The sequence below is a fragment of the Xenorhabdus beddingii genome, assembly GCF_002127545.1.
Classification (GTDB): domain Bacteria; phylum Pseudomonadota; class Gammaproteobacteria; order Enterobacterales; family Enterobacteriaceae; genus Xenorhabdus; species Xenorhabdus beddingii.
Window position 1 is genome coordinate 1 of sequence record NZ_MUBK01000054.1, and the last position, 5,322, is coordinate 5,322.

At 46.1% G+C, this 5,322-nt stretch carries 7 protein-coding genes and 1 pseudogene; all 8 read right to left on the reverse strand.

The annotated features are described in order from the left end of the window. Window positions 1-99: pseudogene (locus tag Xbed_RS17725) on the reverse strand (HNH endonuclease); the annotation flags it as partial. Then, the gene (locus tag Xbed_RS17730; protein WP_086114168.1) at window positions 100-402 is read right to left on the reverse strand and encodes a head-tail connector protein; all 303 of its coding nucleotides are present in this window, start codon (window positions 400-402) and stop codon (window positions 100-102) included. Next, on the reverse strand, window positions 395-733 hold the full coding sequence (locus Xbed_RS17735; protein ID WP_086114169.1) for a phage head closure protein: 339 nt from the start codon (window positions 731-733) through the stop codon (window positions 395-397). The genes Xbed_RS17730 and Xbed_RS17735 overlap by 8 nt, the downstream gene beginning before the upstream one ends. Further along, a complete protein-coding gene (locus Xbed_RS17740) occupies window positions 730-1,947 on the reverse strand; it encodes a phage portal protein (RefSeq protein ID WP_086114170.1) in 1,218 nt (405 codons plus the stop codon). The genes Xbed_RS17735 and Xbed_RS17740 overlap by 4 nt, the downstream gene beginning before the upstream one ends. Window positions 1,948-1,949: 2 nt before the next feature. Beyond that, window positions 1,950-2,495 carry an HK97 family phage prohead protease gene (locus tag Xbed_RS17745; protein ID WP_086114171.1) on the reverse strand — a complete coding sequence of 182 codons (546 nt, stop codon included), beginning with the start codon at window positions 2,493-2,495 and terminating at the stop codon, window positions 1,950-1,952. Window positions 2,496-2,539: 44 nt separating this feature from the next. Next, window positions 2,540-3,694: a phage major capsid protein gene (locus tag Xbed_RS17750; RefSeq protein WP_086114172.1), complete on the reverse strand. Its 1,155-nt coding sequence runs from the start codon at window positions 3,692-3,694 to the stop codon at window positions 2,540-2,542. A gap of 147 nt (window positions 3,695-3,841) precedes the next feature. Continuing rightward, complete coding sequence (locus Xbed_RS17755) at window positions 3,842-4,231, reverse strand: hypothetical protein (RefSeq protein ID WP_086114173.1); 390 nt, start codon at window positions 4,229-4,231, stop codon at window positions 3,842-3,844. Window position 4,232: 1 nt separating this feature from the next. Further along, window positions 4,233-5,322: hypothetical protein (locus Xbed_RS17760; protein ID WP_244182543.1), on the reverse strand; the 1,090-nt coding region annotated here is incomplete at its 5' end.

Consider the following 5,322-nt stretch of genomic DNA (forward strand, 5'->3'; position numbering starts at 1 on the left):
TTGTCGGCTGATTTCTCGTCTGTGCTGCTCACAGCGTCCTGACTTCACCCGCTGATTACAGCCCGGATAATGACAGCGCCTTAACGGTTGCCACGGCATTTAGTAGACTCCCACATCACGATAGACAGACCACAATGATTTAATGGTGAAAGGCACCTCTTTAAGATCCGCCTCTGTTGCCATTTCTCTATTCTCATACAGCAAGCCGATATAAAGCAGACAGCCCACTTTGATTGCAGGGGTAAATATCAATCCCTTATCAAACCGTTTGCCGATATGTTGCTGGCAGACTTCCAACGCGGCTTCGGCATAGCCCATCAATAAGGCATCATCAAGGGTGTCACTTTCTTCCAGCCTGCAATGCTGTTTGATTTCACTCAGGGGGATTTCGATATCAGGCATATTTCACGCCTCCCTTGCAAAGCAGTTCTAAGCGGGTGTGTTTTGCATCAGGGATAACCGCAACGATGGCAAAGGTCTTACCGTGGGTACTGGCTCCCTGATAGACAATCCGGTGTGTGGTGGTGATGTCATCACGGTAGCGCAGCCAGATACGTACCGTGGCTTCGGAAAGTACCGCACCAGAAGCCACCAATTCCCGTCCGCCAATCGCGTTCACTTCTGCCCAGACGGTGGCAACGTCCACCCAATGGTTAATCACGGAGCCGTATTCACTGCGGGTCGGTTCATTTTTTTGAATCATCACCCGATGCCGTAATCTGCCCGCTTTCATTCCTTGCCCTCCGGTTGTTGCTTGATTTCCACTGTTTGCTTCCATGCCTGACTGAATTCATCGCCGCCCTCACGGGGGGATAATCCCTCGCGTTCACGGGCTTCATTCGGGCACATCACACCGGATTTAATCGCCGTCTCATAACTCTGAAAACGTTCTTTGGGATTGGCACGCAGCAGGTCAGCAGTATCAAATTCAACCTGATAGCGAATGCCTTTTGTTGGTGATGTCAGCAGCAAGGCCGATTTGATTTGTTGCTCAAAGTTAGCCAGCCACGGGCGCATGGTGATGGTCAGAAAAGCGCGGGACGCTTCACTAAAGTTGCTGTAAGTGCTGTTCGAATATTCTTGCAGGAAGATCGGGCTGACGTTGAACATGCGGGCGATATCGTCAATCGTGAAACGACGGGACGCCAGCCATTCCGCATCCTGATTGCTCATCCCTAATTGCTGGTAGTCCATCCCGCCTTCAAGAATGGGCGTTTTCCCGGCATTGCGGGCACCCTTGTAACGTTCGAGGGCTTCCAGTGCCTTATTGCCCTTGACCCCATCCAGCCAGTCAGTGGACTTAATCACGCCCGCCGCCATCATGCCGTCTTTCATGATGCTGGCACCATGGCGCTGTTGTGCCAGCCCCAAGCCCAGCGTTTCACGGCAAATGGTGACAGGTGAGCGCCCCAGAAAGCCGTCTTCGGTGGCATAGCGCAAATGCAACACTTCTTCTTGCAGGTAGGTTTTGACCTTGCCGCTGTACGGTTCTGTGATGGTGTACGCGAACCGGTGATCGGATAATCGCTGCGCCACCACCGCTGACGGCGGGTAAGGGTGTAGCGATTGTGGCTGACCATCTTTTCCCCAGACTATGACCGCATAGGCATTGCCATTCAGCAAACAATGACGCATCAGGGTGCGCTTGAACTGAAACGGCGTCTGGCAGTCATTCGGGCATTCATTCAGCAAATAATCCACAGGGTGATCACTAAGCCACTCGCGGGACTCTTTACTGTTCTGGTGCTGCACCCGATAGAGGTAGCAAGGCATGGTGGCGACGGCTTCACTGATCACCGTGACCGCATTCATCACCGCAGGTAAACCCTCCGCCGTGGACGGGGAAACATGTTCACCTGATTTGGTGTTAGCCATGCCCGCCAGAGAAAGAAACTCATCAATGCTTATGCTGCGCGTCTCAGGCGATTTTCGCTTAAAAGGCCACATAATCACACCTCGGACAGTTGCAGCCAGTAATGACGCAAATCGGCATCATAAGGTTTGGCGGCATTCAGGGAACGCTTGGCAATCTCCACGCTGCTTGTCGGATAGGCCGGAATACTGGTCAGACTGATTTCCCGTAACTCTGCCTCTAAGACGGTTCTGACATAGGGGTCTTGACCCACATCCCATTGATCTTTAATGGCACGAAAGCCGAAACTAACACCTTCAATATCGCCCCGATCAATCATGGTGAGTGCGTCACGTCCTAATTGAGTATCTGGTAATAACAATTCAAAGCGTAAACCCGTATCATCTTCACTCACGGTCAGGGTTTTAGATGACGTTCTACCCAATAGAGAAGCATGTTCGTGTTCCCACAAGAAACGAATATCAGCGTCATTTTTTAAACAGGTTGCAAAGGCGCTTTTATCGAAACGTTCAATAAATTCACCAAACAGCAATTGTGAATTATCCATCCAACGCACGGCATAACCGGTGATCTTTTTCTCATTAAGTGAAAAGTCAGCCGTTCTTAATTCAATATCATTCATTTGAGAGACTCCAAGACAAAAAAGGGGCGCTGTGCCCCTCTCACTTATTTGCTGGCTGCTTTCACTTCCAGCACCTTGATTGCATTGGAGTCAACCAAGCCGCCGCCCAGATATTTATCTGTACAAACCTTATAAAATCCCGGCTCGGTGATATTGTCGGGACGGGTACGGGTGCCCGTTTGATGGTCAACAATGAAATAACCGCGTTTGAAGTCACCCAGACCGATCACCCCTTCCGGCATAAATTCGAGATAATGGACAGGCAAGCCCAATAACATATCAGGGTCACCCGCCTGTAAACGCTCGCGCCAGATATAATCGTCATTGCCGTTTTTCAGCTTTTGTACTTTGGCGGCGGTCGTGGAGTTCATCACCCACACGGCGTTCTTGCGGTATTTGTTCCTGAGCAGGAATTTCAGGTCAATCAGGCTATCGGCCTCAAGAGTGCTGACTTCCAGCTTTTGCAGTGTGCCGAAAGCGCGTACCTTATCGGCTTGGGGATCACGGGGATAAGACAGGAAGCCTTTCGCTTTCTTGCGGCCGTCACCACTCACAAGGTCGGTTTCTTCGGTATCGACGAACGTATCTGCAATCTCGGCGGTCAGCCAGCCCAAGATATCCACATCGCTAAAGTCGATGATTTCTTGGGTGGTTTTGGGGTAAGCGTAAATCGGGAACAGCTTAATGCTGACTTCTTCCATTTTCGGCGTCGTGGTTTCACCGCGTGCCTGACCTTCTGCGCCGTGTGCGACGGCTGCGCCACCCACCGAAACAAGTTGTTTATATTCGTTGCTGCGAGTGGTCTTGATGGTACAGATCCGACGCATGACCGATTCATCAGCCAATTGCTGCATGATCTGCTTATGCAGTTCGGGGATAACGGTATAGCCACCGTCTGACGGGACGCCCGTAGACAAGGCGCGGGTTTCTCCGGTCAGAAGATAATGGCGCAGTTCGTCATTGCTGAGGGTGTCACTGGTTGGCTGGGTTTTACCTGCCTGACTGCGTTCTTCATCAGACAGCGCCTCATAACGGGCAATTTCTGTGTTCAGGGCGTCGGACTGGCTGCGCAGTTCGTCGAACTGTTTGGCTTCATCTTCGGTGAGTGAGCGCTTTGCAGTTTCGGCTTTGGTCAGCAACGAACGCATTTGTTGGGTTAAATCGGCTTTCTGTTGGCGTAATTCGAGCAGTTTTTTCATGGTGTGTTGTGGTTAATTTATTTTTTCAATGAATAATTTCTAACACCATAGAAAACAATAATAAAGCCTGCTATTTTCTTAGAGCGAACACACAAAATAGCAGCAAAGGTAAGAATGGCGGATTGAATCGCCATTCTTTAATGCAGATTATTCTTTTATTCTTATGCTATAGGTTTTATTAAATTTAGTGGGGGATTTAAACATATTCCCATAGACTGCCCCTGATACATTGACTTTCAAATTACCAGCCTTGATAGGGATACCTTTTACTATAAAACAATTAAAATCCTTTGTTGAAACCGTATCTTCCGTTATTATATCTTCAGGTAGCTCACACTGTTGAATATATAATCCAAGATTATCCGGGATCATGCTATTATTTGGCTTTATAACACGACCTCCGTGTATATCTACAACACTATAATATGGTTTCCCTATTTGAGCATCATTCAAATAGTCTCCTTCAGGTAAAAAGGACACTTTATTACCACAAGCTGTAAGAAAAAAAACAGAAAAAATAAAAGCATATTTATACATATCATTTCATTGGCTTAAAAACCAATCCTCCGAATAGTTGATTTAAAAATAAATCAACCGTAGTATTTTTTCTTACTTGTTTATAAACATCTCCCCATGAAAACAAATTTAGTTCAATGTTTTCATTAACTTTTTCCACAGCATCTTTCCATACAACCCAATGACTTTTATATGACATACCATCATCTCTTCCCCTAGTTAACATGGTATCAGATATCAAGGTTACTACTTTATATCCTTTTGATGCGTAATTATTAAGTGTAATAAAACCATCCATATTGCAATGAGATAAGCCAGTATTATCAAAAACTTTTTCATACCCTGCTTTTTCAAACCATTCTGACAATATCCCCCACATAGTAATCCCCGCTGCGGGTGAATTTACTTCATCATAGCTAAAAATTATATTTTCTGAATCTCTTAAACTGGCTAATGTTATCCAATCTAAACCTGATATTTCGTAATCACCATAAAAAGAACCTTTAGGGTGCCGACAACCATCACCCGGATTAATTTCTAATTTCCCAATTTTAGTTCTGCCATACTTCCATAATTCACGAGCGGCTTGCTCATAAATATCAGGTCTGTCCATCTGCAAACAATAGAAAAACGCAGCAGGCCCACATAAACTTGCTCCTCCTTGAGTTGGGAAAGTTCTTTTAGAAAGCCTATTTTGAATTTGTGTTTCAATCAAATCTTTCTCAAACGGATCTTTTTCGTGCCCAATTGGATATTCTTTAGCAATAAAAGGTCTTTCCGGCACAGAGATCTTTAACTCAACGGTATTATCTCCGTCGCTGACAGGTTTTGTTTCAATCGTGCTTTCAAAATAACACGCATTCTCCCGTTTTTTATCTGAACAGGCTTTACCTGAGACAAATTCACCCAGTGTATACATCTTTTTAAAAGGGGCTTGCAATGCCTGAATCGTATTTGAGCCATGTTTACGGTAAAGCATGATTTGCATAATATACATCACGGAAAGATCATCATCTGTTTCCTGCGTGACATGCCGTTGAGTTTCATAATTACTCTGTAATTTCGCCTGAAAAACATCGAGCAATATATGATGATTTCCTTTTGCGTCTTTA